Below are 26,689 nucleotides of genomic sequence, written 5' to 3'. Positions count from 1 at the left end.
GATCTATCTGAAGATCGGGTCGACGACCAACCTGACCGCCCAGGCCGCCGCCGCCAACTGGACGTTCCGGCTGCCGTTCGCACCGGTCGGCACCGGCAGTTCTGCCGGTGCCCACCACCCTGTCGTGCTACCCCCGTAGACTGCCGGAGCGGTGACCGCCGTCCGCCTTGTTGCCGCGCGCCGTGGACGTGTCCTGGCCCGGCCCGACAAGGATCGAGGTGGCGGTGCGATGAGTACGGCCACCGACGGTGAACTGTTCGCGCATCCCGCGCTGTTCTACCGGGGCGAGGAGCAGTACACGGCCGGTACGGTGCCGTTCGTGAGGGCAGGTCTTGCCGCCGGAGAGGCTGTCGCGGTCGCCGTTCCCGGCCCCCGTCTCGAACTGATCAGGACCGGACTCGGATCGAGCGCCGCCGGTGTGCGGTTCCTGGACATGACCGAGGTCGGCCGCAACCCGGGGCGGATCATCCCGGGCGTGCTGCGGGCCTTCGCCGACGCCCACGCCGACAGTGGTCGGGTGCGGATCGTCGGGGAGCCGATCTGGCCCGGCCGTACCGCCGTCGAGTATCCGGCGTGCGTCCAGCACGAGGCGCTGATCAACTCCGCGTTCGGGGATCGCGAGGTGACGATCCTGTGCCCGTACGACGCGGACCGGCTGGAGCCTCAAGTGCTCGCCGATGCCCACGTCACCCATCCGGTCGTCATCGACGGAATCGACGCAGACGCCCAACTGCCCAGCCCCACCTACGATCCGCAGCGCGCGATCGCCCGCTACAACGAGCCGCTCCCCCACCCGCCGGGCGCCGCGTCCATCTCGTTCGACGCGGGAGAACTTCCCAAGTCCCGCTACTTCGCGGTCCAGGAGGCCGAGCGACTGGGCCTGGCGGGCCTACGACTGCAGGATCTGACGCTGGCCGTCGCGGAGTTGACCACCAACAGCGTGCTGCACGGGGGCGGTTCGGGGACGCTGCGGATCTGGGCCGAGGACGAGCGGATCGTCTGCGAGGTGCGGGACCACGGCCGGTTGACGGATCCGCTGGCCGGCCGACGACCGCCGTCACGCGACCAACCCGGCGGACGCGGCCTCCTGTTGGTGCACTACGTCGCCGATCTCGTCCGCGTCCATACGGCTCCGGACGGCACAACCATCCGTTTCTACCTGGCCCGTTGACGCCTCAGGGGCGGGTGGCCGGAGGTGTCCAGGCCGCTTCGGCGTCCTGTGCGGTGGGGTGGGTCGGGAAGACCTGGTCGAGCCCGACCATGTGGAAGATCCGGCGGATGTGGCCCGGGACCGCTGCCAGGGCGATGCCCGCCCGGGCGGCGAGGGCGTGGTTGCGGGCCGCGAGCAGGGCGGTGATACCGCTGGAGTCGCAGAACGTGAGGCCGGCCAGGTCGACGACGAGCTGCTGGCCGTCCTGGAGCGCCAGCCCGGGCAGGAGTTCACGCACCTGGGAGTAGCTGTCGTAGTCGAGTTCTCCGGTGAGTTCGACGACGGGCCCCGCGGGCGTGGTCCGGGTGCGGATGGCGAGTTGGGTCACGGCTGCTCTTCGCTGGTGGGTCGGGGCACGTTGATGGCGAGGACCGCGGTGTCGTCGTCGACGCCGGTACCGAAGGTGTCGAGCAGGTCGCGGATCGCGGCGACGGCGACGGAGGCGGTGGTGGGCGCCAGGGCGCGGGCGAAGTCGAGGAGGGCCTCGTCCCCGTAGCGGTCGCCGTCCCTGGTGTGGGCCGGGCGGGCTTCGGTGAGACCGTCCGTGTGGAGCAGCAGGGTGTCCCCCGCCGCCAAGTGGACGGTGGCGGTGGCGATATGGGCGTCGGGCAGGACACCGATGAGCTGTCCGCCGGGGGTGTGCAGATGGTCGGCGCTGCCGTCGGCGCGCAGGAGCAGGGCCGGCGGGTGGCCGCCGCTGGCCAGGGTGATGCGGAAGCCGCCGCGGTCGCCCTCGGGGGTGAGCAGGCCGAAGACGACGGTGCAGAACCGCGGGTCGTGGCCGTTGTACTCGTGGTTGAGGACGGTGTTGAGGTTGCTCAGGACGGCGGCCGGATCGGGGTCGTAGACGGCGGCGGCACGCAGCGTGTAGCGGGCCAGCGAGGTGACGGCCGCCGCCGCGGCACCCTTGCCGCACACGTCCCCGAGGAACAGCCCCCAGGTCCCGGCGGAGAGCGGGAAGAGGTCGTAGAAGTCGCCGCCGACCATGTCGGTGGAGGCCACGTGGTAGTGCGCGGCCACGTCAAGTCCCGGCACGTTCACCAGAGTTGGGGGCAGCAGGGTCTGCTGGAGGGTGGCGTTGAGTCGCTTGAGTTCCTCGCGTTCGTGTTCCGCCCGCTGTCGGGCGCGCAGCAGTTCCGTCTCGTAGGCGCGGCGGTCGCGGGCGTCGAGGACGGTGGTGCGGATGAGCAGCGGCTGGCCGTCGCCGCCGGTCTTGACGGTGGAGGTCACCAGCACGGGCAGCCGGCTGCCGTCGGTGGCCTTGAGTTCGAGGGCGATCCCGCTGACCTCGCCCTGCATGCGCAGCAGCGGGCCGAAGTGGGTCTCGTGGTAGAGACGGCCGCCTACGGTCAGCAGGTCGGAGAAGGTCCTACGGCCCACCAGTTCGCCGCGGTCGTAGCCGAGCCAGTCGAGCAGCGTCGTGTTGATCTTCGCGATGGTGCCGTCCAGCAGCGTGGAGAGGTAGCCGCACGGCGCGTGTTCGTACAGGTCCTCGGCGCTGTCCTCCAGCAGTGCGGAGAACGTCGCGTGGTCGTCACCGGGCTGTTGGCCGGGGGGCTTCTCGGGGCGTCTCTCGGACGGCCGATGATCGCCGCTCTCGTTGTCGCCGCTCGCGCACATCAGCGCAGGGCCTCGACGAAGTCGGTGATCGCAGCGGCCGTTTCCTCCGGTGCTGCGAGCTGGGGGCAGTGCCCGGTCGCGTTCAGGGTGACCAGCCGACTGCCCGGAATACGGTCCCGTACGAAGGCTCCGACCTCCGGGGGCGCGATCGCGTCGACGGAACACTGGGCGACCAGCGTGGGCACGGTGACCTCGGCGAGGTCGTCGCGGTGGTCGGAGAGGAACGTGACGCGGGCGAAGACCCGGGCGATGTCGGGATCGGTGCGGCAGAAGCTGTTGGTCAACTCCTCCCCCAGTTCCGGGCGTTCGGGATTCCCCATGATCACCGGTGCCATGGCGCCCGACCAGCCCAGGTAGTTCGCGTCCAGCGACTCCAGCAGCTCGTCGATGTCCTCGGCGCTGAACCCGCCGCGATAGCCGGCGGCCGGATCGTCGATGAAGCACGGCGAGGGGGCGAGAAGCAGCAGACCGGCGAACGCCTCCGGCTCGCGTGCCGTGGCGAGGACGCCCATCATCGCGCTCACGGAGTGCCCCACGAACGTCACCGGGCCGAGGGCCAGCTCACGGCAGATCTCCAGCACGTCCTCGGTGTAGCCGTCCAGCGTGGAGTAGCGCTCCCGGCTCCAGGCCGACAGATCGGAGCGTCCGGCGCCCACATGGTCGAAGAGGACCACGGTGAAGTCGCGTTCCAGGAGCGGTACCACCAGCCGCCACATGTGCTGGTCGCACCCGAAGCCGTGCGCCAGCATCACGACCGGCCCTCCGGCCCGGCCCGAGACCGTCACATGGTTCCTGCTCCGCATATCCATGCGGCACATCCTCACAGACCGCTTCCTTGTCCGCCCGCCGTTCCCACCCCGCACCGGCGCCTCAGGGCTGCTTCGGCTTGCCCAGGGACCAGCCGGACACGTCCGTGAGCCGGCCGCGCCACAGGGGCATGACGGCGGTCTCGCCTCCTCCGGCGACTCCGGTGGCGTCGCGCAGATGGATCCACTGCGGCAGCCGTTGCGGGCCGGGTCCCCCCTGCTTGTCCACGACCGCCTCGTCCACCTGCTGCGGGAACCGCTCCAGCAGGTGGGCGCCGTGGCCGTCCATCCCGTGCAGGCTGCGTGCCCAGTCGGTGGTCCATGCCTCGTGGGAGATCAGGTCGCCGTAGAGGAAGGCGCCTCCGACGGTGAGGGTGATGGGCAGGGCGGCCTCCGCGTCCTGGCCGATCAGCCGTACCAGCATCTGCAGTTGGAGGTCGGGCACTGGCTCCGTCACGATCGGTGCGGAGGGTTGGTGCAGGGGATCGTGGTCAGTGCTCGTGGTGCTCATGCGGGGTGATCCTTTCGGTGCCGCGCGAGGGGAGGCCTGTCGGGCGGAGGGATCACTTGGGCAGGAGGCCGGTGCGTAGCTTGGCGAGGGTGCGGTTGAGCAGGCGGGAGATGTGCATCTGCGAGAGGTTCAGTTCGCGGCCGATCTCCGCCTGGGTCAGCTCCTGGCCGAAGCGCATCTCGATGATGGTCCGCTCCCGCTCGTCGAGCTGTTGCAGCAGGGGCGCGAGCGTGTGGAGGTCCTCGAACAGCTCCAGCGCCGGGTCGGCGTCGCCCATCGTGTCCGCGTACTTCGGCGCGCTGTCGGACTCGTCGTCGCCGCTCGGGGTGTCGATGGAACCGGCGACATAGCCGTTCGCGGCGACCAGGCCCTCGATGATCTCGTCCTCGGACAGCTCCAGATGGGCGGCGAGTTCCTTCACCGTGGGGGTACGGCCCAACTCGGTGCCGAGGGTTTCCTTGCTCTTCGCGAGGTCGACACGGAGTTCCTGCAGGCGTCGCGGGACGTGCACGGCCCAGGTGGTGTCTCGGAAGAACCGCTTGATCTCGCCGAGTATGTAGGGGATCGCGAAGGAGGTGAACTCGACCTCGCGCGACAGGTCGAAGCGGTCGATGGCCTTGATCAGACCGATCGTGCCGACCTGGATGACGTCCTCCATGTCACCGCTGCCCCGGTTGCGGAACCGGCGCGCAGCGAAGGACACCAGCGACAGGTTCATCTCGATCAGCGTGTTCCGCGCGTACTGGTACTCCTGGGTGCCCTCCTCCAACTCCTGCAGCCGGTCGAGGAAGAGCCTGGACAGCACACGTGCGTCCTTGGGAGCGACCTTGGCCCCGTCCTCGATCCACGGAAGGTCGTCCACGACCTCCGGTGCTCCCGCGCGTGCGGGAGCAGTTGCTTCGAGGGCGTTCACGGAGAAAGCCACGATGCCGCCTTAGCTGGGGAACAGGACTCACGTCGCGTGCCCCCTTCCGGCACATGCATGTCTGCCGGACCCCACAATTCCGCAGCCGGCCCGAAAGACTCCCCCTGCCGGGCTCCGCCGACACGGGGATCCCGCACGGTTTCACACCACTTCGCGGGTTCTTCACGCTACTTCGGGCGTTCTACGACGATGCCGTCCACGGGGTCACAGCCGCCGCCCGCCGGATGGCCGGGTGCCGGGGTTGCCGGGGCTCACAGGCGGCGCCAGCGTGCCGAGGCGAAGGAGAAACCGCCGAACAGGACCAGCCCGACGGCGACGGCGACCAGCAGCCACGGCCCCGCCGGAGTGTGCGCGAAGGTGCGCAGGGTGGAGTCCATGCCCTTGGCCTGGTGAGGATCGAAGCGGACGGCGGCCACCAGCGCGAACACACCCACCCCGGCGAACAGGACACCGCGCGCCGCGCCGCCGCCCACGCCCAGGCCGGTGACGACCTGCCGTACCCGGCGGCTCATCTTCCCGGTCTCCAGCTTCCGCAGGAAACGCCGCATCACCGCGCGCACCGCGAGCACCACGCCGACCCCGATCAGGACGCAGCCGGCGAGACCCACCAGCACCTGACCGCCCGGCAGCTTCAACGCCGAGGCGGTCCAGTCCTGCGACTTGGCGTCGCTGCCGGACGATCCACCGCTCCCGGCGGCGAAGGACGCCGTACCCCAGCAGACGAAGCCGTAGAACACCGCCCGGCCTCCGTCCAGCAACCGTGAACCGACCTTGCGCGTCGGCCCCTTGGACAGCAGCGCCTGGGAGCCCCGCCAGATCGCCATGCAGCCGAAACCGACGACGAGCAGCCACAGCATCACCTTCCCGAAGGGCTGAGCCGCGACCTGCTGCAACGCCCCCTGCCGGTCCGCCTCCCGGCCCCCGCCGCCGAACGCGATCTGCAGGGCGAGAGCGCCGACGAGGACGTACACGACGCCTCGTGCGACAAACCCGGCGCGCCCTGTGACGGCCAGCGCCCGCTTCCCCTCGGCCTCTCCCGGTGCACGGCTCCGGGCGTTCGAACTCGCCCTGCGGAGGCCCCACTTGTGCGTGTACGACGAGGTCATGATGCCTTTCCTGGAACCACTGGACGAGCCGAGACGCGGACGCGCGGTACGCGTCCCGTACTGTCGCGTGCCCCGGGCGGAGGCTTCGATGTGCGTCGCGAGGACGGCATCGTCCGATCACCCGGCGGCGGCCCCCTCGGAGCTGTTACTTTCCTTTGCGAGATCCACTGGATCTGCACCCCCACCCACACACCCCGCGGCGAGGCGTCCATGCCCAACTCCCCTTCCGTAGACGGCACAAGCGGACGCCACCGCAAGAGCAGAACGATGAGTCCGACGCTCCGCCGCGCCGCCGTCATAGCGGTGACCGCCCCCGTCGCCGGGACGATCCTGTTCGGCAGCTCCGCCTTCGCCGCCGAGAAGACCCTCTCCAACACCGCCGCCACGCTCGACACCGCCGAGCAGAAGATCGCGGACGACCTCAACACCCGCGTCCAGGACGTCCGTCTGGGCAGCACGTTCAGCGGCGTCGTCATCGACGCCGAGTCCCACAAGGCCGTATGGGGCCACGACGCGACCACCGCGCTGATGCCCGCGTCCCACACCAAACTCGCCACGTCGACGGCCGCGTTGACGATCCTCGGCCCCGATCACCGCTTCACCACGAAGGTCGTCTACGACAACGGCACCCTCACCCTGGTGGGAGGCGGGGACCGCACCCTGACCACCGCCGACCTCACCACGATGGCCACAACTGCCGTAGCGGGCCTGAAGAACGCGGGCCTGACCACGGTGAAGGTGACGGTGGACGACAGCCTCTTCCCCGCGCCCACCCTCGCGACCGGCTGGAACGACGGCTACTACCCCGACTCCATTGCCCCCGTACGGGCGTTGGTGGTCGACGGCCGCCACGTCACGGACACGTCCCTGGACGCCGGACAGATCTTCGCGCGGCTCCTCGCCCAGCAAGGTGTCACCGTCACCGGGAGCGTCACACACGGAACCGCCGGCACCGCGGCCGTCCCCGTGGGACAGCACGAGTCCGGCACGCTGTCGACCATCGTGGAGCACATGCTCAAGGTGAGTGACAACGATATCGCCGAGTCCCTGCTCCGGACGACCGCGCTGGCCGCCGGGCGCCCGGCCACCTTCGAGGACGGCACGGCCGTAGTACGCCAAGTCCTCACCCAGTACGGCATATCGCTGGACAACTTCGAGATCCACGACGGCAGCGGCCTGTCCCGCTCCAACCGCATCCCGGCCCAGACCATCGCCGACATCCTCGACCTGGCCGACGACCCCGCCAACAGCCAGACCCTGAAGTACATCGTCGACGGCCTGCCCATCGCGGGCGAGGCCGGCTCGACGCTGGGCCCCGAGTGGGGCCGCTTCGACACCGCGGACTCCCAGTGCGCCGTCGGAAAGGTCAACGCAAAGACGGGCACGCTCACGGGCGCGATCGCACTGAGCGGGCTGACCAAGGCCGAGGACGGGCGCTGGAAGGTCTTCTCCTTCATCGAGAACAACTCCACGGCCGCCCCGGACGCCACCAAGGATGCCCTTGACGGGCTTGCGGCTACGGTCAACGGGTGCTGGGCGTAGGGAGCGGGACGCGGTGCGCGGCGGATCCCACGCTGGGTGGCTCCGCCGCGCACCGGTGAACTGGCCGCGCTGGAAGAACTCGGCGTCTCCGGAACGGAGTTGACCGGTCTGTTCCTTATGCCGAGTTCAGCGGCACGGCCGTGGCTTGCCAGGTGAGACTGTCACCCGAGGCTCCCGGCCGAGAAGGACGATCTCCACGGTCCGCCTCCCCTTCCGGTCCGGGCCCGTGACGCTCGGATGCGGATTCCTTATGTGGAAGCGGTGGGGGTGACCGCCGAAGATCTCCAGTATCCGGCCAGGGAGCGACCGTCAGAGGCAAACGCGACCGATGCGGTCCCGCTGCCAGAACCATCCGATTGACGTAGCGGTAAATCGATTCGCCGGGTGAATGCCGCGGCATACGACCAACCACGCAGGTCAGTACGGCAATCTCGGTACGGCAATCCTGGAGCGGCTGGCCGACCCGATCGGTGGAGACAAGCAGCCCCTTCCAGGACCGTTCCCTCCACTGACCAAGGAGTTCCTTTGCGTTTTCGTCGTACGGTGATCAGCGCCCTCGGTTCCGCCGCCCTCGTGCTCACCTCTCTCGGCACGGTGGCCGCCGCGAGTCCCGCGGCGGCCAGCCCCTGCGGCTTCTACGAGACCGGGTCCGACGCCTTCTACCGCCACTGCACGACCGACGGTTCGCGGGTCGTGATCAAGGTCGAGGTCGCCCGGGCGCGCGACTACGAGCGGTGCGTCGGACACGGCACGACCTGGCTGGGCTCCGCCCGTAAGATCCAGGGCGCCCACTACGCCGGGCGCACCTGCTGACACCGATCGTCGTACTGCCCGGTGACGTCACCGCGGCGCGTCACAGCGTCGCGGTCGTCCCCTCGCCGGAGCCGCTGCCCGCGAGCCACTGGTCCCAGCCGAGGTTGAAGTCGGCGTAGCCGTTGTCGGCCGGGGCCTTGCCGCGGGGTGAGCCGGTGATGGTGATGGGGTCGCCCTGCTTGACCTGGCCGTAGAACCACTTGGCGTCCGACAGGGACAGGTGGACGCAGCCGTGCGAGCCACGCGCGCTGCCGCTGCCCGGGTTCGGGTCACCGGTCGAGTAGTGCACGTAGGTGCCGGACTGGGTGAGGTGGATGTCCCAGGGCAGTGTCAGGTCGTAGTAGTTGGAGCTGCCCTTGTCGCAGCTGATGCCGACGCTGCAGGAGGTCATGTGGACCTTCTTCTGCTTGTCGATGACGGCCATCGTGCCGTCCCACGTCGGGTACTCGGCGCTGCCCGCGTTGATCGACAGGGTGCGCACCGTCGAGCCGTTCTTGGTCACCTTCATGGTGTGGTTGGTGACGGAGACGTCCGCGCGTACGTCGTCGCCGACCTTGAAGGTGTGCGTGTAACTGTGCACGCCGTAGCGCCCGTTGCCGTTGCTGACGCCCGTCATGTCGGCGTCGATCTTCACCGTCGTACCGGAGGGCCAGTACGTCTTCGGGCGCCAGTCGACGCGCTTGTCGCCCATCCAGTGCCAGGCACCGACGACCGACTGCGAGGCGCTGACCTTCATGTGCTTCTCGACGGTGGCCCGCGCCTTGGACGCCACCGGGTTCGTGAAGATCACCGAGATCGGCATGGCCACGCCGACCGTGGTTCCCGTCTGCGGGGTGATCGTGTCCAGCAGCATCGGCGGGCCCGCGGGCTTCGTCGGCGACGGAGAGGCAGTCGCACTCGCCTTGCCCGACGCCTTCGCGTCGTCCCCGCTCGCCTTGGTGCTGCCGCCCCCACCGCAGGCACTCGCGCCCACCAGCATCGCACCCGTGACGAGTGCGATCCCTATGCTGCCCTTGCGCCGTCCCACGACTTGCCCCACTCTCTAGCTCCTCGACCTCGACCCTGACGGGCCCGACTCATTGTCAGACAGCGACAGAGGGGGCCTCAGTTGCGTGCGTCGCGTAAAACGTGTCTCAAGATTCGGTACGCACCGAGTGATCGATGACGACCGGTGCGAGTGCCCGGCGTCCCCGGCAGCCGCACCCCGCCCGATCGCGATCTCTGCCGCCGCCCTGGCGCCTACCACGAAAAGGCCGAGGTATGCCGAAAGCCGGGAACCCTGCCCTGCTCACTCTTCATTCCTTCTTCAGGAGACGGACTTCTTCAGGAGAGGGGGCACGGACGCGGTGGTCGCCGATCGGCTCAGGGCGCGCACAGACGCACCCGCCCGTTCGCGGCACCGATGGCGCCTGCCCGGGCTGTCACTGAGGGAACCGCTCCGGAGCGAAGTCCGCGAGCAACTCGTCCCTCTCTCCGCCGAGGATCTCGGCAGCAAGCAGCCGGCCGATCACCGGCCCGAGCGTGATGCCGCTGTGGGAAACCGCCTCGTAGTAGCCCGGTACGGACGGCACCGCTCCCACCGAGGGGAATCCGTCGGCCGGGATCGGCCGGTGAGCCACCCGGGCCTGTGCGATACGGGAGTCGGCAAGCTCCGGAACGACCTGCCGCGCCGACTCGTGGAGCAACCGTGCGAGTTCCGCCGCCTCTTCACCGGTGTCGATGGTGTCGATGAGTGCGTCGAGCTCGCGACTGTGGAGAACCATCGAAGCGTCTCCGTCAGGACGCATCTCGATGTGCGGCGCGTGCATGGCCCGGTGGATCGGGACCGGAGCACAGTCGATCCGGGTGACGACGCCGGGTTCCCGGCGCATCGGCAAGTCCCGTGCGACGAGGCCGGCGACGTGAGAGGCGCCCGGGCCCGCCGCGTTCACAACGATGTCTACGTCGAGACGGCTGCCGTCGGACAGAACGACGGTCCGGACGCTCCCGTCGGCACCGGTCCCGATGTCACGGACCTCGGCGCCGGACCGTAACTCTCCGCCTGCCGCGACGACTTGGCCGACCAGGCGGTCGACGAGATGGCGTCCGTGCACCCAGGCCTCGTCGGGATAGAGCACGACGGGAACCTCCTCGGGTATCGCGAGAGCGGGTTCGAGGCGGCGGCGCACCTCGGCCCCCGTGGACATCTCGACCCGGTATCCCCAACTGCCCAGCAGCTCAGCCGTTTCCAGGAACTTCGCCTCCGCCGCCGGATCGTCCGCCCAGCGCAGGTGACCGCTGGGATACCACCACGAGTCCGGCCCGATGGTCCCGGCAAGCTCACGGTGCGCCGCCATGCCCGCGACGTTCAGGTCGAAGTAGGACCTGCGCACGGTCTTGTTGCTGGCGTTGACCCACGAAAAGGTCCAGTTGGTGACGCCTTCACCCGGCCGGCCGGCGTCGATGAAGACCACGTCGGCACCGCGCCGGGCCAGGTTCCAGCCCACGCAGGCTCCGAGGATGCCCACTCCGACGACAGCGACACGGCCGGGCCGCTTCACGGACCCGATGCTCACGAACGCCCCCTTCCCAGATCACGGACGAACTCAACTCCCGTTCCCAGCATGCGAGATGCGGAACGGTGAGCACTATGGGCGGGCCGGAAAAGGCTCCGCAGTCGACGGCCGAAGCGGTGGAAACGGCAGAAGCACAGCCGCGTACATGCCGGTGCGGTGCGAGAACCCGGCCGAGTCTTCACCCTGCACCTCGCGTCCGAACGCCGTTCCCGCACATCCCGAGATCGTCTTCAGTGTCCTGACCTTGTCATCGGAGTGTCGACGGTCGCCGTGGGAGCGGTCCCTGGCGCGCTGTGAGGACCGGCAGGCGGTGTGTGCCCGGGTGAGCGTCAGGAGCTCGACGGCCGTTCGCGCCGGCTGAGATACCTTTCGCCTCGTGGATCCGCTCATATTCGATTACGAGAACCTGCACCTGAGGGTGGACCGAGGGGTGTTCGAACTGTTCCCGCTGGACGGCATCGAGGGCGATGAGCCGTTGTTCCGCGCGTACTTCACCGAAGTGGCCGCACTCACCGACCGGCGGGTGGTCTGACATGGAACCCCTGGTCTTCGAGGACGGCGACGTGCACATGCGGGTCGATCACGGCATCTTCGAGGTGTTCTGGCGCAACCACATCATCGGGTCCTACCGGGTCCCACTGAGCTGGCTCAAGGTCCGCGCCGAGACCCGCAAGGCCGACCTGACCCGGCTGCACTTCGGCAGCGTCAAAGAACTCGACGAACCGCTCTACGCGAGCACGGCAAGCTCCAGACGCATGTGGGCCACCGTCGACATCCCGACCACCGACGAGCCCCGCTACCGCGCCTTCCTCACCAGGCTCGCCGACCTGTCCGACCGCCCGGTCGCTTCCTAGGCCCCCACCCAGCGGCGGCGACGGTGCGCGTGGTGTCTCCTGTGGCGAGTAGGTCCAGCACCGCCGCGCCGGAAACCTGCCCCCTCCCAACCACCGCTCGCTATACAGCCTTCCGCCCCCCGCTGAACCTCAGCAACGACCGCCGAAGTTCGTGCTTCCGTCGCGTGACCGCCGCCGACCGCAGACCATCACCTTCCTCCCCCAACTCCCGTTCCAGGGCGCGCGTTTCGTCCACGCGCCCCAGTGGCAGGAGTACGTCCGCCAGGCGCAGCCGCGTCAGCGCGGCGCCCCGGCGATCATCTGAAGCACGGGCGGCCAGCGCGTACTCGAAAGCGCGCACCGCCTCCCCGGCCTCACACAGCGCCATCAGCGCCTCGCCCCGCTGGAACTCGAAGTCGGCGCGCGCATAGGACTCGAACGGGTGCCGCCCCGCCTCCTCCAGACCTACTCCGCCCTCGGCCTCGGAGAGTGCGCGCACCGCGTCCCCGCGCTCGCCTCGGCTCGCGGCCGTCACGGCCAACTGGGCCTGGGCGAAGGCCCGTACCGCACGAGGGGTGTCCTGCGCGATTCCGACGGCGGCGCGGGCCGTCTCGTCGGCGATCCGCAGATGCCCCAGGCCGTACGCCTGCACGCTCAGGGTCCGCAGGGCGACCACGGTCAACTCACGGTTCCCCGCGGTCACTGCCAACTCCCGTGCCGCCAGGTAGCAGCGCTGCGCCTCACCGTTGCGCAGATCGTCCGCGTACATACGGCCCAGGACGAGAGCGAGTTGTGATGCCTCGGCGTATCGCACCCGCCGTAACTCACCCCGCACGCCCCGCAGTTGACCGGCCAGCGCCTCGGCCAAATAGGTACGCAACGTGCCGCGGGCGAAGCCGCCGCCCTGTGCCTGAAGGATCCGGGTGAAGAACAACGACGCCGAGTTCCTCGCGTACGGCGCCCGCACCGCCTCGACCACCGTGCCCGTGCCCGTGCCCGAGGCCCGGCCCGTCGGCCGAGTTCGCGCGGGCCGGTAGGGAACCGGGCCGCGCGAACTGGTGGAGCAGACCGACAAGGCCATTGGCGTCCGGAGGGGCCAACTGCACGGGGACAACAGGGCCTTGGGCCGCGAAACCACGGCGGCATAGCGTTCGCCGGTGCCGGCGGCGCGAAGCCAGTCACGAGCGACACGGGCGGCGAACAGCCAGCCGGAGCAGGCCGCCGCCACGTCGAAGGCGACCGCCCGGTCCGCGCCCACCAAGGCCTGGACCCGGCACGCGGTCGACGGTCCCAGTTCGTCGGGGGTGGAGGTGGCGAGGACGAGGAGACCGAGCGCGGATGCCGGGAGACCGGCCGCGGTGAGCGCCTTCCGCACGGCTTCGGCGGCGAGATCGGAGGCGGCCTGATCGGGCTCCGCGACGTGTCGACGCAGTACGCCGGTGCGCTGGACGGTCCAGTCGGGGTCGACGCCGGCCGCCTCGGCGACCTCGTCGTTGGTCAGGATGCGCTCGGGTAAGCACGTGCCGGTGGCGAGGACGCCGATGCTCGGCGCTGGGGACACCGTGTACCTCCAAATGGCAGGCGGGGAGAGCGAGTTCGCCGGTATCCGTACACACGGTCGGCTTCCGCCAGATTGCCCGCCCGGCACGAAGTCCAGCAGGGCGCGAAGGGAGACGTCGAAGCACTCACCGAATTCGGTTTACACCCCTCGCGATTCCGAACACTCCAATTCACGCTGATCTACGCCGATTCACCACGGGATGCCGGACAGGACACGGGAATGTTGAACGTGTTGAATCCGGCTTGCGTGAACTCCGGAAACCTCTGGCGTCGATGACGGTGCCGAATTCTCCGCCGCGTGTGGGCTGTTGCCCATCAGCGAGTGTCTGTCACCGGAGTTACCGGGGCGGTGTGCGCGGACTCTCGATCTACGGCCGCGGCATTCAACGAATTCAGGCATGATCCCCGGAATGCGGAAATTCCTCGGACACCCGGCATCTACAACACCCACTGGCCCACGCTGAACAGCTCATGCCGGAGGACGCACCTCGCCCGTCAGGCAGCGGCGGTGGTCCGTCCAGCAGGTGCCGGCTGTGCGCTGCGCGGTTTCTCGCGGGGCGCGGCCAGGGCGACGCTGTTGGCGGAGAGCATGGCCGCGCCCATTGTCTGGACGACGCAGCAGCACACCAGCACGGTCAGATTCGGGGCGAGTCCGCACGCGGCGGCCAACAGTGACCAGTGCAGCCGTGAGGACCAGCAGATACGCCAGCGACATCCACTGCACGGCGGCGAGCGACGCGTCGGACTCCCGCTTCAGGCTGGGGTAGACGATCGTGACGATGCTCGCGTCGAGTTGTCCCATGAACGCGCCGAGGCACACCGTCGCCACCGCCAGTTGCCAGGAGTACGCCGACTCCCGTACTCAGCGCGGCCGTTGGGACTCGGCCAGCAGCCGGCACGCCCGATGGCCCACCCGCTCGTTGGCGGACCTCACTGGGCGTCCGGTTCCTTGACGCGGCCGACGCGCGTCAGCGGTGAGGCGACCTCCTCCAGCGGGGTGCGTTCGGCCTTCACGCCGATGAACGCCTCCATCACCCCGGCCGCGATCATGATGGCGGCGGCGAAGAGGTAGCCGTAGAGCAGGCGGGTGGGGTCGGGGTGGGCCTCGTCGCCGATGAGGGCGGCGAAGACGGTCGGGCCCGCGGCGCCGACGAGTTGGCCGATGGCGAAGAAGAGGGAGATGGCGCGGGCGCGCACCTCGACCGGAAAGATCTCACTCACCGTCAGATAGGCCGAACTCGCCGCCGCCGAGGCGATGAAGAAGACGATGACCCACAGCACGGTCTGAGTGGTGGCGTTCAGCACGCCGGCGTCGAAGAGGAAGCCGCTGACCGCGAGCAGGGCCCCGGAGACGAGATACGTGCCGCTGATCATCTGTTTGCGGCCGATGGTGTCGAAGAAGCGGCCCAGGAGGAGCGGGCCGAGCAGGTTGCCTACGGCGAAGGCGAACAGGTACTTCGGAGTCTGGTGGTCGGGGACGTCGTAGAAGTGGGTGAGGACGAGGGCGTAGGTGAAGAAGATCGCGTTGTAGAGGAAGGACTGGCTGATCATCAGGGTGGCGCCGAGCAGGGAGCGGGAGGGGTAGTCGCGGAAGAGGGTGCGGGCCACGGTGGTCAGGGGTGTTCTGTCCTGCGCCCGGAGTTCGATCGCGCGGGCCGGGTCGACGGGGGTCAACGCCCTTGCTCCGCTCTCCATTTCGACGACCGCCTCCTCCGCTTCCTGTTCCCTGCCGTGCAGCAGCAGCCATCGCGGGGACTCGGGGATACGGCGGCGCAGCGGCCACACGGCGAGGGCGATCAGGGGGCCAATGAGGAAGCCGATGCGCCAGCCCACGTCAGAGGCGAGGAGGTCGGGGTCGAGCAGGACGTAGGTGCCGAGGGTGCCGATGATCGAACCGAGCCAGTACGTGCCGTTGATCGCGAGGTCGGTGCGGCCTCGGTAGGGGGCCGGGATCATCTCGTCGATGGCGGAGTTGATGGCCGCGTACTCGCCGCCGATGCCGCACCCCGCCGCGAACCGCAGCACCAGCAGGATCCAGAAGTCCCAGGCCAGCGCGGTCAGTCCGCTCGCGGCCAGATACAGGCCGAGCGTGACCAGGAACAGCTTGCGCCGCCCCAGCCGGTCGGACAGATCACCGAAGACCAGCGAGCCGACCACCTGCCCGACGAGATAGACGGTTGCGGTGAGGCCCACCTCGTAGGAGTCGAGGTGGAGGGTGTCGGCGCGCTGGAGGACGGGTCCGACCGCGCTCGCGACGGTGATCTCCAGGCCGTCCAGCACCCAGGCGATGCCCAGCGCGATCACCATGCGGGTGTGGAAGGGCGACCAGTACAGCCGGTCGATCCGGGCGGGTACCAGGGTGCGGACGGTCCGTCCGGTGCCGTTCACTTCGTCTCTCCCTTGGTCTCTTTGTTGGTCTCTTCCTTGGTCTCTTCCTTGGTCTCTTCCTTGGTGGTGAGCAGGTGTTCCAGACGGTCGAACCGTTCGTGCAGGGCGTGGGCGGTCTCGTCGTACGCCTCGTGGACGTCGTGTTCCGCGCTCCGGAGGAGGTGGTGGCGGGTCTGTTCCCTGCCGACGAACCAGGTGGCCGCCGCTGCGGTGACCAGGCCGTACGTGGTGATCCCGACGACCATGACGACCGAGCCGACGACCCGGCCCCACAACGTCACCGGGTAGAAGTCGCCGTATCCGACGGTCGTGGCCGTCTCGATGGACCACCACAACGCCCTTGGATACGTCGTCAGGTTGGCGCGCCGCGCTCCGTCCTCGGCGGCCACGACCGCGTACGAACCGACGGGCATCACCACGACGAGGACGGCCGTCGCGGCGCCCGCGGTCTTCAGGTGCAGCGAGCGGCCCTCCCGGGCGAGCAGCAGGTTCATCGCCTTGGTCAGGAATCCGGGCAGCATGTCCGGATCGTGTGCGACGGGCCGCAGGTCGGCCACGTCCGGCACGCTCCGCGAGGACGCCGATCACCCGTACGGAGGCGGTCCGGACCCGGTCACCCGTCCGGGTCGGGCTGATGTCGCGGACCGCCGCCGACCACCACGCTGTACGGCAGGATCGTCACCATCACGGACGGCAGTTCGTCCAGCGCGCGGGCGATCCGCTCGGCGGTGCCGCCGTGCAGCAGTCGGCCGAGCACGGTGGTGTAGGTGCGGCGGGCGATGAGCAGGGTCAGCGAGGTGTGGCCGTCGGCGGTCTCGCGGGCGGCGAGTTCGGTCAGGGCCCGTTCGAGTCGGCGGTCCGGACAGTCGACCATCTCCAACGGGACATCCGTGGTCCCTACGGCCTCCCACCGCGCCACCAGCCGCCGGGCGCGCACCGCGTCGACCGCGATGTGCACGGCCCGCACCTCGTCGGGCCTCAACTCGTGGGCGTAGCGCAGGGCGTGGAAGACGGCCGGGTCGACGGCGTCGACGAGGACGCACACGACGTGCCGGCGCCGGCGGGGCCGGTCGCTCTGGCCTGCGGGCGGCAGTGCCTCCACCTCGGCGGCCTCCGCGCGGTATTCACGGTTGATGCGGATCAGGGCCCACACCCCGAGCGGGAAGACCACCACGACCAGCCACGCGCCCTCGGTGAACTTGGTGACCGCGAAGATCAGCACCACGAGCGCCGAGACGACGGCCGCCGTCGCGTTCACCGCGATCTTCCAGCCACGGCCGGGCTCACGACGGCGTGCGTGGTGGACGGTCAGCCCGGCGCCCGCCATGGTGAACGCGGTGAACACCCCGATGGCGTACAGCGCGACGAGCCGGTCCACGTTGGCGTCCGTCACCAGCAGCAGTGCGAGGGCGACCACGGCTAGCGTGATGATGCCGTTGGAGAAGGACAGTCGGTGCCCGCGCCGGGTCAACTGCCGTGGCAGGAACCGGTCTTCGGCGACGAAACTGGCCAGGTAGGGGAAGCCCGTGAAGGGCGTGTTCGCCCCGGTGTAGAGGATCAGCGCGGTGGCGAGCTGCACGAACACCAGCCCCGCCGTGCCGACCACACCGCTGCCGAAGACGAGTCGGGCCTCCTGAGCGATCACGGTCGGCGTGCCGTCGGTGTACGGGACGGCGTGGGTGAGGTGGGCGAGACCGGACACACCGAGCACGAGAACGCCCAGGACACAGCTCATGGTGATGAGCGTGCGGCGGGCGTTGCGGCCCTGCGGCTCGCGGAAGACGGAGATGCCGTTGGAGATCGCCTCCAGGCCGGTGAGCGAGGAGCCGCCGTTCGCGAACGCGCGCAGCACCATGAACAGCGACGCCCCGTACAGCCACCCGTCCCCCGCCGTGCCGAGCGGCACGACACCTCGCGCGTGGACGTCGGCGTGCGGCAGATCTCCGAAGCCCCACCGGGCCAGGCCCACGGCGAGCATCAGCCCGACCGCGGCCATGAACAGGTACGCGGGCACCGCGAACACCCGCCCCGCCTCCCGCAGGCCGCGCAGATTCCCGTACACCAGAATCAGCACCACCCCTACGCTGACGGGGAGTTGGAGGTGGTCGATGCCGGTCCAGCCGTTGCCGACGAGGTGGGCGAGCGAGATGAGTGCGTTCGTACCCGCCGAGACCTGGACGGCGACCGTCACGACGTAGTCGACGAGCAGCGCGACGGCGGCGACCTGGGCGACGTCGGGGCCGAAGTTCTCCCGGGCGACGACGTAGGAGCCGCCGGCCCGCGTGTAGATCGTGACGACATCGCTGTAACAGAGCGTCAGCAGCACCAGGATCAGCAGGATCGCGCCCGTCACCGGCATGAGCAGCGTGAAGGCGGCGACCCCGACCACTGGTACCAGGACCCGCAGCATCTCCTCACTGCCGTACGCCGACGAACTGACGCAGTCCGAGGCGAGGACCCCGAGCGCCGTCCGGTTGTCCAGCTTCTCCTGCCGAATGCGCCCGGTGACCAGCGGCGGCCCGAGCAGTCGGCGCTTGAGCCGGTAGGAGAGCGGCTCGGGAAGGAAGCCGGGTGACGGCGGCTGCGACACCTGGGATCGGTCGGGCGCGTCCGGTGCGGGTACGGCGGGGTCGGTCATGGGGCCCATCACACCCGGACTCGCGTCAGCCCCCGTCGAGGATCACCCGTCAGGCCCCTGAACTGCACCCGGCCGGGCGGACGGTGGCGCTTCTGACGGGCGGGGACATCCGTGCGGCCGTTCTGGCGGGTGCCGCGAGGGTCAGCGTGACCAGCGGTTCGGCCACGCCCCGGTAGGCGTCGGGCCAGGGCAGGCCCGGGACGCCGTAGAGCGGCTGGGTCTGGGGCTCCGGGAACAGGGCGCGTTCGTACACCCAGACGCTGTCGTATCCGATGCCCTCGGCGGCACGTGCCACGTCGGGCACATCCTTTCCGAGGTCGTACTGCCGATTCTGCGGGAGACCGATTCCGAGCCGGGTGGTCATGCCGGTGCGCTCCTCTGTGGTTGGTTACGCAATCAAGTCGGCGTTGTCTTGGTGGAGTTGGGGCGGGCGAGAGTCGGCCGGATCTGCCTGAACGGATCCATCAGCCTCAGTCGCGGAGCGGGGGCGGCGGCAGCATTCGGCCCGCCAGTCCTACGGCCGTGTCCAGCCCGTTCGGTGAACTCCTCGGCGAGGTCCTCGAACCGGTGCGGCGCCCGCAGTGTCCGCGCCCGCCGAGGTTGCCCACGCGGTCGAACTCGTCCTCCAGGTGTGCCAGTTGACGGTCCGTCAGCGATCGGACAGCATGCGGAGTATGTCGGCGTACTCACCGCGGCCCTCGGCGAATCGCACTGGTTCGACCGCCTTGACGAGGATCTCGTCCGGTTGTTCGCTCGCGCCGAGGATGCTCATGACCTCGTCGAGAAAGGCGTCGAGGGGCATGGCGGTCTCCGAGTCCTCCTGTCCCATCAAGGCGGTGCGCACCGCCGGGGGCACCAGTTCCAGGACGTCGATGCGGGTGTCCGCCAGCTGGACGCGCAGGCTCTCGGTGAAATGCCAGCCCGGAGGACACCGTCATGATCGTCACCCGAGGCCGGGTGGCGAGGTGTTCGGTCAGGGCGCCCACGAGGCGGATGGGGCCGAGGAGGTTGGTCGCCACCGTCGCTTCCGCCGTAGCGAGGAAATCACCGCTGCGAAGGTCCTCCGGCAGCGTGATGCCGGCCATCGCCACCAGGACGTTGAGGTCGGGAAAGCGTTGCAGCAGTTGCGCGGTGACGTCCTGGACGGCGACCGGGTCGGTGACGTCGAGGACGACGGACTCGACGCCGGGGTTCGCCGAGACGATCTGTGTCAGCTTGTCCTCGGGCGCCCGGAAACGATGACCCGGTTGCCTGCCGCGTGCAGCCGCAGCGCGAGGCCGAGGCCGATGCCAGAGGTCGCTCCGGCGACGAAGAAGGTGTCGCCTGTGGCATTCAAGGGGTTCTCCGGCCGTGGTTCGTGATGACGCGACGAGGGACAGCTGATGGGGAGCGGATGACGGTCTTCTGCCTGCCGGGCAGCCGGGCGGCAGGATCACCGTGGGCGAGCGGACGTCGCGCACTCGGACGGGTCGCGCCATGTCAGGCCCGCGCCTCCCCCAGGCAAGCCGTACGGCCCGGTTCGCGTCGGCGGCCGAGCCCCGGTGGGTGACGCGCGGCCGGCAGCGCCCGCGCATCACCCACCTGAGAGCGACTCACTACTTGTTGACGGCCGAGGCCCAGTCGAAGTTCACGCCCATGTCGGAGTACATCTTCGAGTACCCGACGAAGCAGTTGAACGCCGTGACCTTGCCGTTCTCCAGGTACCAGAAGTCGGCGGTCGGCGCGTCGACCTTGTGGCCGTTCCCCTTGACGAAGCCGCCCGTCGGCGCCTGGAGTTGCCCGTCGAACGTGCCCTGGATCGACAGCTCGATGCTGATGGTGTCGCCGTTCACGGTGATGCGCTTGAGGTCACGGTGAACGTCGGAGAAGAGGCCCTTCATGTAGGGCAACACGTTGCCGAGCGCCTTACCCCGGTAGGCCTGGCCGGCGACCATGTCGTTGAAGACGCCGTCCTTGGTGAAGCTGTTGACGAACGTCGGGACGTCGATGTGGCTGCCCTCGGCCACGTAGTAATCGCGCAGGACGACCGCGAGGTTGGCCTTCTCGTGCTTGGTCAGGTGGCGGTCGGTGAGCGGCAGCTTCGCCAGTTGGCGTGCGGTCAGGGTCGGTGCGGCCGTGTTGTTGTGGCCCGCTGCCTTGTGGTGAGCGGCGCTTGCCGCCTGTGACGGCACAGCGGCGATGGAAAGACCACCCAGGATCGCGATCGCGGTCGCGGCGGTGATCGACTTCCGGCTGAGCAGCTTCATGTCGTTTTCCTCCAGGTTCGCCCTCAGGATCCGAGAGCCGTCACAACGGCCTCGGCCCCTCGCGCACTCTTAGTAAATCAAATGCTCGCTTGACTTTATGAACGGCAGCGCAAGCTGTCAAGCCACTGTTTGAATTGTGTGGTTGCGCGGTCATGAAGGCATGCGGCTACCCGGCCGGGCTTGGCGCCGACCCGGCCCCCGGCCCGGCCGGTGCGGTGTTCGGCGACGCGGATCAGAGCCGGGGCGACCGGCAGGCGCAGCAGCGCGCGGGCGGCCACCGCTTTCCCGTGCACCTTGACACCGGCGTCACGCTCGGCAGAGCGCTCACATCGGGACCCGATCCACTCACCTCGAGACCGGATCCACTCGCACGCGGCCTCGATCCGCAAGGCGATTGCTTGACAATGTACTCAAACAACTGCTTGAGTACATGCTATGACCAGGGTGGAAAAGACGGACTTGCGCCGAGAGGCCGGTCAGCGCACGCGGGGCAGTCTGCAGGCAGCCGCCCTGGAGTTGCTCGCGCAACGAGGCCAGGACGGCTTGACGCTCCGCGAGATCACAGAGCGCGCCGGAGCCAACGTCGCTGCGGTGAGTTACCACTTCGGATCACTGAAGGCACTGTGCGAGTCGGCGATCGAGCACGCGTTGGAGCGGTATCTGGACGCGCAGATACAGGCCATTGACTCCCTTGGCTCCGCTCCAACGCTCCAGGAGGTGGCGGCAGCCTTCGCCGGGCCGATGATGCGCGCACTTGCGGCCGGTGGACAGGACCTGGCCGTGATGCGGACCGTGGCGCGCGTCGGCATCGATCCGCCCGAGGGGTGGGAGCGGCTGACGGGCAAGTTCGTCCAGAGTCGCCGGGATGTCCTCCGGGTGCTGACGCCGCACATTCCCGAAGTCGACGAGCAGGAACTGATCTTCCGTACGCGATGCGCGGCCGGCCTGCTGAACTGGCTCGCCCTGGCGCCCATAGGCGCCGAGTTGGCCACCATGTCCGCCGAGCAGATCGAGCGGCAGCTGGTCCCTGTGGTGGCTGGGGCGTTTCGCGGGGACGCGGCCGGCCGCTGACCAGGCCTGAGCTTGCTCCCTCCGGACGTGCTGCGCCCGACCCGGATGGTTCTCATGGGTGAGCGCGACGTCCGTTCGGAGCGGATCCTCCGGTCTGCGAACTCCAGGGCGTGGTCCTCGTCGGCCGTGCCCGCACGGACACCGGCCCGTTGGTGACAACGCCCCTCGGACACCCGCGAAGACGTAGGGGAAGTAGTCGAGCAGCGGCCCCGGTTCGAGCCCCGAGGAGAAGTCCTGGTTCACGATCATCTTGATGATGCGGGAAGGTGGCCCGATACGTGACGTCCTCGACGTGGTCGCCATTCCCGGGGGTGCCTGTCAACTGCCCAACGACGCGCGCGGCACGCTGCATCGGCGCCGCCCCACCGGCCGGGCACGGGGCCCGCACCGCTACGTCATCGTCGTGCACGCCCTTGACGTCGAGCAGATCGGCGTACCCGCCGAGGCCACCCCGGCCTACCTCGGCTTCATCATGGACAACCACATTCTCGGCCGCGCGGTCCTGACCGTCACCACCGAGATCCCCGCCTGACGGTGCCCGCAACGGCGACCATGGAGCGGCGCCGGGATCGTCAGTAAGGCGTACAGCCGAGCGAAGGGGCGCTGCCCGTCCGCGTCCGTCCGACGGGGCGCCCCTTCGTGTGTCGGCTCACCTGGCCGGCTCGGCCTCCTCGACGACGCCCACCATCGGCTCCGTGCCCTGTCGGCCGCGGAGGGTCAGGCCGGGCAGGGCGACGAGGAAGGCGACTGCGGCGAGGGCGGCCGCGCCCAGCAGGCCCGTGCGTGCCGCGGCGGCGAAGTCGCGGTGGGTGGCGAGGAGTTGGCCGAAGTACAGGGAACTCGCCAGTGCCGTGCCCAGCGAGGTGCCGATCTTCATGCCGGTCTGGTACACACCAGCGGCGCTGCTGCCCTCTCCGCGCGGCACCAGTTGGAGCGCGAGGGTCTGGTTGGAGGCGATGACGCAGCCGGCGCCGCAGCCCGCGACCAGCAGCGGCAGAGCCATCACGACGAACATGTTGTCGCCGACGGAGGACCGGCCCACCATCAGGGCGGTGGCCGCCAGTCCCATGGCGGTGAGTGCGGAGCCGACGATGACCAGCGGACGTCCGACGCGGTGGACGACGCGGCCGCTGATGACACCGCAGACGGCCGAGCCGACGGTGAACAGCACCGTGCACAGGGACGCCTTCAGCGGGGAGTAGTGCATGCCCTGCTGCAGGAACTGGGAGAGGACGATGAAGATGCCGGTGAACCCGCCGTAGAGCGCGGCGGCCACCAACGCGCCGACCCAGTAGGTCCGTTCGCGGAACAGGTTCAGGTCGACGAGCGGCTGCCTCTCGCTCCGGGCGACACTCCGTTCCCACAGGACGAACACCGCCAGCAGGACGAGACCGCACCACGCGAGCCACCAGCGGCGGTCCGCCCAGTCGCCGCTCTGCAGCAGGGGCAGCATCACGGCGGTGACGGCGACGCCGAGCACGAGCATGCCGACCAGGTCGAGGCTGCCGGGCCGTTCGGTCCTGCGTCCCTCGGGCAGCAGACGAGCGGCCAGGACCAGGGCGACAAGGTCCAGCGGAATGAACAGGAAGAAGATCCAGCGCCAGCCGTCGGCCGTGCCGAAGCCCTGCAGGATCACACCGCCGAGGAGCGGGCCGACGGCCGTGGAGAGGCTGACCGTGGCGCCGTAGTAGCCGAAGGCGTGGCCTCGTTCACGCGGCGGATACATCTGGTGCAGCAGCCCCACGACCTGGGGCGCGACCAGTCCGGCCGCCACCCCTCGGGCGAGTCGTGAGGCCACCAGCCAGGTCGCGTCGGGCGCCGCTCCGCACAGCACACCTGTCACGGTGAACAGCGCCATCCCGATGACGAAGACCTTCCTGCGGCCGAACTCGTCGCCCAGCCTGCCGCTGGGGATGAGCACCAGTCCGAAGGTCAGGGTGTATCCGGCGATCGACCAGGTCGCCTCGGAGGACGACAGGTTCAGGTGGTGCTCCATGGACGGCAGGGCCGTCGTCACGATGCTCACGTCGAGGAGGGTCAGAAAGGCTGCGGCGATGCAGACGGCGAGGGCCTGGGTGCGGCGCCCGGGCGGGAGTTCGGTGGTGTCGGAGAACCCGGGGCGTCCCTTGCCGCCGGGTGTGTCGCGTGGTGCGGGGAGGTCTTCCGGCGTCTTTGCCATGGTCTACCTCTGTGTCCCATCGGCTGTCTGTACGAGGAGTTCGATGCCGTGGGGGCGCTGCGGCGCCCCGCCGGGGAATGCGGCTCGTGCGGTGGAGCCACATCCGTTTCCGGTACGGGCCGGGACCGTCCTGAGCCTCCGGTCCCGGCCCTGGCGCGGGGGCGGTCAGCCCGCGTCGGCGACGAGCCCTGCCTTCTCCACGCCGAAGACCGCGACGGCCTCGTCGTTGTCGGGCCGGTCGCCGCTGACGCCGACGGCGCCGAGCAGTTCGCCGTCCTCGTCCCGGATCAGAACACCTCCCTTGGAGGAGGCGATACGGCCCTCGGAGATGCTCGCGAGGGCGGCGAAGAACGCGGGGTCCCGCGTGGCGTGCCGGGCTCCGGCGGCGCCGCCCTGGCCGGTACCGAGGCAGCCCCATGCCTTGGCGTGGGCGATCTGGGGGCGCAGGATGCCGGCCTTCTCCTCGCGTTTGACGACCAGCGGGTGGCCGCCGGGGTCGAGGACGGTGACGGTCAGCGGGCGAAGGCCCAGTTCGTGTGCGTGGCTCAGCGCTGCGTCCACGATCTCGGACGCCTGGGTCAGGCTCAGTGCGGTCATGGCTGACTCTCCTGTTCTTCTTTGGGGACGGGTCGGTCGGATGGGGACGGGGGAATCGTGGCGGCCGCCTCCGTGTCGCTGACGCGGGTGGCCGCGTACAGGCCGAGCAGGTTGAGTGCGGCCAGGGCGAGGAAGGCGGCGCGGTAGCCGGACATGCCGGGCGCGGTGTGCGCGCCCGCCGTGCCGGCCGTCACCAGGACGGTGGTGGCCACCGCGACGCCGACGGCTCCGCCGAGCCTGCGGCCGACGTTGAACAGCGTCGAGGCCCGGCCGGAGGACGAGGAGGACACCGTGGCGAAGGACGCGGACTGGGTGCCCACGAAGACCTGGCCGACGGCGAGTCCCAGGCAGAACAGCAGCGGTACGACCAGCCACAGGGCGGTTTCCGGCCGTAGCAGCAGGCCCATCGCGGCGACGGCCGCGCTGGTTCCGCCCGCGCCGAGCACGAGGTGCCGGCGCGGGCGCAGCCGCCGGTACAGGACGCGGCTCGCGAGCTGCGATCCGGTGACCACGCCGAGCGCCTCGGGGAAGGTGGTGAGGCCCGCGGCCATCGGTGTCATGCCCCGCGCGTCCTGCAGATAGAGGGTGAGGGTGAACAGAGTGCCCAGGAAGGTCACCGACTCCACCGTCATCACGGTCGTACCGGACGCGAACAGCCGGTCCTTCAGCAGCCGTACGTCGATCATCGGGGACCGCTTGCGCAGTTCGACGACGACCATCACGGTGGCCAGGACGGCTCCGCACGCCAGGGCGACGGTCACGGAGGGCGTGCCCCAGCCGTGCCCGGGGCCTTCCGAGACGCCGTACATCACCAGTCCGAAGCCGGACGCGGCGAGCAGGAATCCCGTCAGGTCGAAGCGCTCGGTGGGCCGCGCGGGCTGGTTGCGCAGGCACAGTGCGCCGAACGCCACGGCGAAGGCGCCGATCGGCACGTTGACGTAGAAGATCGCCCGCCAGGAGACCTGGGTGACCAGGATGCCGCCGAGCACCGGGCCCAGGGTGGGGGCGAGGCCGTTGGCGATACTGAGGACGGCCGACGCCCGCACCCGTTCGTGCGGGGCGAAGGTGCGCAGCAGCATCGCCATGCCCACCGAGGCGAGCATGCCGCCGCCCGCGCCCTGCACCACACGGAAGGCGACGAGTTGGCCGAGGCTCTGCGCCGTGCCGCACAGCGCCGAACCGAGCGTGAAGACGGCGACGGCGGTGAGCAGGGTGCGCTTGCCGCCGAAACGGTCGCCGAGCCAGCCGGACGCCGGCACGGAGACCGAGAGGCTCACCAGGTAGGCGATCGACACGGTGTCGACGGCCGTGGAGGGGACGTCGAAGGCCTGCCCGATGGTGGGCAGGGCGACATTGACGATGGTCATGTCGAGGGTGCTCAGGAACAGCCCGGCCACATAGACGACACACACGGCCGTCTTCTGACTGACGGCGATGCGCGGGCCGCGCCGCCCGCCCGCCATCTCCTCGGCGGGCGCCGCGGCCGGGTCGGCGCTCATCCGACCGGGGCGGTCGGCCGGCTCGCCGGGCGCACGGCGGTCAGCCGCAGCAGGTCGTCGAGCACGCCGGTGGCGTTCTCGTCGAGACCGGGGGCCGGTTCGAAGCGGCCGTCTGCGGTGAACGACAGCCGGACGAAGGGAATCTGCACGGCGGCGGCCGCCGGCACCATACCCAGGGCGATCACGACCGGAAGCAGGGCCTGTACGGCTCTGGCGCCCGCGGCGACTCCGCCGTACCCGACGAAGGCGACGGGTTTGCCCCGCCACTCCCTGGCCAGGTAGTCGAGGGCGTTCTTGGTGGCCGCGTTGTAGCTGTGGTTGTACTCGGGTACCACGAACACGAAGGCGTCGGCGGCGCTCACGGTCTCGCTCCAGCGCCGGGTGTGCGCGTGTTCGTAGGAGCCACGCTGCGGAGGACGGGGTTCGTCCAGGAGCGGCAGTCCTACGTCGGCGAGGTCGACGAGTCCGGCGTCGAAGCCGGCGTGTTCCAGGGCCAGTTCGTGGAACCAGCCGGCGATGGCCGGGCCGCGGCGGCCGGGGCGGGTGCTGCCCACGACGATGTGCAGACGGGGTTGGGACATGGTGACCTC

General features: G+C 69.6%; 24 protein-coding genes and 4 pseudogenes. 7 read left to right on the top strand and 21 right to left on the bottom strand.

Annotation, left to right across the window (positions count from 1 at the left end):
• The first annotated feature begins 229 nt into the window (after positions 1 to 229).
• The gene (locus ACFWP5_RS29835) at positions 230 to 1,171 is read left to right on the top strand and encodes an anti-sigma factor RsbA family regulatory protein (protein ID WP_384163130.1); all 942 of its coding nucleotides are present in this window, start codon (positions 230 to 232) and stop codon (positions 1,169 to 1,171) included.
• A 4-nt stretch (positions 1,172 to 1,175) separates the two neighbouring features.
• Here the strand turns inward: ACFWP5_RS29835 and ACFWP5_RS29830 are convergent, their stop codons facing one another.
• From ACFWP5_RS29830 to ACFWP5_RS29805, 6 genes are all read right to left on the bottom strand, one after another.
• Entirely contained in the window at positions 1,176 to 1,538 is a 363-nt protein-coding gene (locus ACFWP5_RS29830) for an STAS domain-containing protein (protein ID WP_384163127.1), read from the bottom strand.
• The gene (locus ACFWP5_RS29825) at positions 1,535 to 2,830 is read right to left on the bottom strand and encodes a PP2C family protein-serine/threonine phosphatase (protein WP_384163124.1); all 1,296 of its coding nucleotides are present in this window, start codon (positions 2,828 to 2,830) and stop codon (positions 1,535 to 1,537) included. Before ACFWP5_RS29825 ends, ACFWP5_RS29830 begins: the two co-directional genes overlap by 4 nt.
• Positions 2,830 to 3,639: an alpha/beta fold hydrolase gene (locus ACFWP5_RS29820; RefSeq protein ID WP_384163121.1), complete on the bottom strand. Its 810-nt coding sequence runs from the start codon at positions 3,637 to 3,639 to the stop codon at positions 2,830 to 2,832. The genes ACFWP5_RS29825 and ACFWP5_RS29820 overlap by 1 nt, the downstream gene beginning before the upstream one ends.
• A gap of 61 nt (positions 3,640 to 3,700) precedes the next feature.
• Entirely contained in the window at positions 3,701 to 4,147 is a 447-nt protein-coding gene (locus ACFWP5_RS29815; protein WP_384163119.1) for a hypothetical protein, read from the bottom strand.
• 52 nt (positions 4,148 to 4,199) lie between these two features.
• Positions 4,200 to 5,075: an RNA polymerase sigma factor SigF gene (locus tag ACFWP5_RS29810; protein WP_384163142.1), complete on the bottom strand. Its 876-nt coding sequence runs from the start codon at positions 5,073 to 5,075 to the stop codon at positions 4,200 to 4,202.
• Between the two features lie 248 nt (positions 5,076 to 5,323).
• Entirely contained in the window at positions 5,324 to 6,178 is an 855-nt protein-coding gene (locus ACFWP5_RS29805; RefSeq protein WP_384163116.1) for a DUF1206 domain-containing protein, read from the bottom strand.
• A gap of 267 nt (positions 6,179 to 6,445) precedes the next feature.
• Between ACFWP5_RS29805 and dacB the strand changes: the two genes are divergently transcribed.
• Positions 6,446 to 7,720 (top strand): D-alanyl-D-alanine carboxypeptidase/D-alanyl-D-alanine-endopeptidase, encoded by a 1,275-nt coding sequence (dacB, locus tag ACFWP5_RS29800; protein WP_384163113.1) that lies wholly within the window; start codon positions 6,446 to 6,448, stop codon positions 7,718 to 7,720.
• Positions 7,721 to 8,245: 525 nt separating this feature from the next.
• Positions 8,246 to 8,533, top strand: a complete 288-nt coding sequence (locus ACFWP5_RS29795; protein WP_384163110.1) for a DUF6355 family natural product biosynthesis protein — start codon at positions 8,246 to 8,248, stop codon at positions 8,531 to 8,533.
• A gap of 40 nt (positions 8,534 to 8,573) precedes the next feature.
• Here ACFWP5_RS29795 and ACFWP5_RS29790 read toward each other — a convergent pair whose 3' ends face one another.
• Together ACFWP5_RS29790 and ACFWP5_RS29785 are read right to left on the bottom strand one after the other, a co-directional pair.
• Positions 8,574 to 9,512, bottom strand: a complete 939-nt coding sequence (locus ACFWP5_RS29790; protein WP_384163139.1) for an Ig-like domain-containing protein — start codon at positions 9,510 to 9,512, stop codon at positions 8,574 to 8,576.
• Between the two features lie 442 nt (positions 9,513 to 9,954).
• Complete coding sequence (locus ACFWP5_RS29785; protein ID WP_384163107.1) at positions 9,955 to 11,088, bottom strand: NAD(P)/FAD-dependent oxidoreductase; 1,134 nt, start codon at positions 11,086 to 11,088, stop codon at positions 9,955 to 9,957.
• Between the two features lie 376 nt (positions 11,089 to 11,464).
• On the opposite strand from ACFWP5_RS29785, the gene ACFWP5_RS29780 reads away from it, so the two are divergent.
• Together ACFWP5_RS29780 and ACFWP5_RS29775 are read left to right on the top strand one after the other, a co-directional pair.
• The gene (locus ACFWP5_RS29780; protein WP_384163105.1) at positions 11,465 to 11,620 is read left to right on the top strand and encodes a hypothetical protein; all 156 of its coding nucleotides are present in this window, start codon (positions 11,465 to 11,467) and stop codon (positions 11,618 to 11,620) included.
• A gap of 1 nt (position 11,621) precedes the next feature.
• Positions 11,622 to 11,942 carry a hypothetical protein gene (locus ACFWP5_RS29775; RefSeq protein WP_384163102.1) on the top strand — a complete coding sequence of 107 codons (321 nt, stop codon included), beginning with the start codon at positions 11,622 to 11,624 and terminating at the stop codon, positions 11,940 to 11,942.
• A gap of 1,111 nt (positions 11,943 to 13,053) precedes the next feature.
• Here ACFWP5_RS29775 and ACFWP5_RS29770 read toward each other — a convergent pair.
• The 9 genes and pseudogenes from ACFWP5_RS29770 to ACFWP5_RS29730 form a co-directional block, all read right to left on the bottom strand.
• Positions 13,054 to 13,482: pseudogene (locus ACFWP5_RS29770) on the bottom strand (3-oxoacyl-ACP synthase III family protein); the annotation flags it as partial.
• Between the two features lie 468 nt (positions 13,483 to 13,950).
• Positions 13,951 to 14,283, bottom strand: a complete 333-nt coding sequence (locus ACFWP5_RS29765; protein WP_384163099.1) for a hypothetical protein — start codon at positions 14,281 to 14,283, stop codon at positions 13,951 to 13,953.
• Positions 14,284 to 14,411: 128 nt separating this feature from the next.
• Positions 14,412 to 15,869, bottom strand: coding sequence for an MFS transporter (locus tag ACFWP5_RS29760; RefSeq protein ID WP_384163096.1), 1,458 nt, complete (start codon positions 15,867 to 15,869; stop codon positions 14,412 to 14,414).
• Positions 15,866 to 16,390, bottom strand: coding sequence for an ion channel (locus tag ACFWP5_RS29755; RefSeq protein ID WP_384163136.1), 525 nt, complete (start codon positions 16,388 to 16,390; stop codon positions 15,866 to 15,868). Before ACFWP5_RS29755 ends, ACFWP5_RS29760 begins: the two co-directional genes overlap by 4 nt.
• Positions 16,391 to 16,482: 92 nt before the next feature.
• Positions 16,483 to 18,507, bottom strand: a complete 2,025-nt coding sequence (locus ACFWP5_RS29750) for an APC family permease (RefSeq protein WP_384163093.1) — start codon at positions 18,505 to 18,507, stop codon at positions 16,483 to 16,485.
• Between the two features lie 94 nt (positions 18,508 to 18,601).
• Positions 18,602 to 18,871 (bottom strand): annotated as a pseudogene (locus ACFWP5_RS29745) (LLM class F420-dependent oxidoreductase); the annotation flags it as partial.
• A gap of 285 nt (positions 18,872 to 19,156) precedes the next feature.
• Positions 19,157 to 19,309, bottom strand: a complete 153-nt coding sequence (locus ACFWP5_RS29740) for a hypothetical protein (protein WP_384163148.1) — start codon at positions 19,307 to 19,309, stop codon at positions 19,157 to 19,159.
• Positions 19,310 to 19,463: 154 nt separating this feature from the next.
• Positions 19,464 to 19,985 (bottom strand): annotated as a pseudogene (locus tag ACFWP5_RS29735) (SDR family NAD(P)-dependent oxidoreductase); the annotation flags it as partial.
• A 117-nt stretch (positions 19,986 to 20,102) separates the two neighbouring features.
• Positions 20,103 to 20,753 carry a nuclear transport factor 2 family protein gene (locus ACFWP5_RS29730; RefSeq protein WP_384163090.1) on the bottom strand — a complete coding sequence of 217 codons (651 nt, stop codon included), beginning with the start codon at positions 20,751 to 20,753 and terminating at the stop codon, positions 20,103 to 20,105.
• Between the two features lie 435 nt (positions 20,754 to 21,188).
• Between ACFWP5_RS29730 and ACFWP5_RS29725 the strand changes: the two genes are divergently transcribed.
• The gene (locus tag ACFWP5_RS29725) at positions 21,189 to 21,824 is read left to right on the top strand and encodes a TetR family transcriptional regulator (protein ID WP_384163087.1); all 636 of its coding nucleotides are present in this window, start codon (positions 21,189 to 21,191) and stop codon (positions 21,822 to 21,824) included.
• A gap of 301 nt (positions 21,825 to 22,125) precedes the next feature.
• Positions 22,126 to 22,356, top strand: a pseudogene (locus ACFWP5_RS29720) (YbhB/YbcL family Raf kinase inhibitor-like protein); the annotation flags it as partial.
• Positions 22,357 to 22,473: 117 nt separating this feature from the next.
• Here ACFWP5_RS29720 and ACFWP5_RS29715 read toward each other — a convergent pair.
• The 4 genes from ACFWP5_RS29715 to ACFWP5_RS29700 all read right to left on the bottom strand — a co-directional run bounded on the left by ACFWP5_RS29715 (position 22,474) and on the right by ACFWP5_RS29700 (position 26,680).
• Positions 22,474 to 24,003, bottom strand: coding sequence for an MFS transporter (locus ACFWP5_RS29715; RefSeq protein ID WP_384163084.1), 1,530 nt, complete (start codon positions 24,001 to 24,003; stop codon positions 22,474 to 22,476).
• 165 nt (positions 24,004 to 24,168) lie between these two features.
• The gene (locus ACFWP5_RS29710) at positions 24,169 to 24,600 is read right to left on the bottom strand and encodes a heme-binding protein (RefSeq protein ID WP_384163081.1); all 432 of its coding nucleotides are present in this window, start codon (positions 24,598 to 24,600) and stop codon (positions 24,169 to 24,171) included.
• Positions 24,597 to 26,099 (bottom strand): DHA2 family efflux MFS transporter permease subunit, encoded by a 1,503-nt coding sequence (locus tag ACFWP5_RS29705; RefSeq protein ID WP_384163078.1) that lies wholly within the window; start codon positions 26,097 to 26,099, stop codon positions 24,597 to 24,599. Before ACFWP5_RS29705 ends, ACFWP5_RS29710 begins: the two co-directional genes overlap by 4 nt.
• Complete coding sequence (locus tag ACFWP5_RS29700; RefSeq protein WP_384163075.1) at positions 26,096 to 26,680, bottom strand: NADPH-dependent FMN reductase; 585 nt, start codon at positions 26,678 to 26,680, stop codon at positions 26,096 to 26,098. Before ACFWP5_RS29700 ends, ACFWP5_RS29705 begins: the two co-directional genes overlap by 4 nt.
• Positions 26,681 to 26,689 lie beyond the last annotated feature (9 nt).

Origin of the sequence: Streptomyces sp. NPDC058469 (genome assembly GCF_042721125.1) — a bacterium.
In the GTDB taxonomy this organism is placed as follows: Bacteria; Actinomycetota; Actinomycetes; order Streptomycetales; family Streptomycetaceae; genus Streptomyces.
This window is presented reverse-complemented; position numbering and strand designations above follow the sequence as displayed.